Origin of the sequence: Methylosinus sp. RM1, from assembly GCF_011378635.1 — a bacterium.
GTDB lineage: Bacteria > Pseudomonadota > Alphaproteobacteria > Rhizobiales > Beijerinckiaceae > Methylosinus > Methylosinus sporium.
In genome coordinates this window covers 1-566 of record NZ_WOVC01000123.1, presented here as the reverse complement: position 1 = coordinate 566, position 566 = coordinate 1, and the positions used below count along the sequence as shown (strand labels likewise).

Genomic DNA, 566 nt, shown 5'->3' with positions numbered 1-566 from the left:
CCCAGCATCGATTAGAGTCCGGCCGATTGCAGGACGGACACGATGAAGAAGAAACGGTTCACGGAAGAGCAGATCATCGGGATTTTGCGGGAGCAGGAAGCCGGCGCGAAGACGGCGGACCTCGCGCGCAAATACGCGGTTTCGGAGACGACGCTCTACAATTGGAAGGCCAAATTCGGCGGCATGGACGTTTCCGAGGCCAAGCGACTGAAGGCGCTGGAGGAAGAAAACGCGCGTCTGAAGAAGCTCCTCGCCGATCAGATGCTCGACGCGGCGGCAATGCGTGAGCTTCTGGGAAAAAAATGGTAGGGCCCGCCGTCAAGCGCGAAGCCGTCGCGCACCTTCAGGCCGTCATGGGCCTGTCGGAACGTCGGGCCTGCCGGATCGTCGCGATCGATCGCAAGACTGCGCGCTACACGTCGAAGCGCCCGGCCGACGCCGAGCTTCGCGCCGAACTGCGCGATCTCGCCAATGCGCGTCGGCGCTTCGGCTACCGGCGGCTGTTCGTCTTGCTTCGTCAGCGGGGCGAGCGCTCGGGCAAGAACCGCATCTATCGGCTCTACCGC

At 63.4% G+C, this 566-nt stretch carries 1 pseudogene; it reads left to right on the top strand.

Annotated features, from left to right (window positions below):
• Positions 1–42 precede the first annotated feature (42 nt).
• A pseudogene (locus tag FMZ75_RS21255) lies at positions 43–566 on the top strand (transposase); the annotation flags it as partial.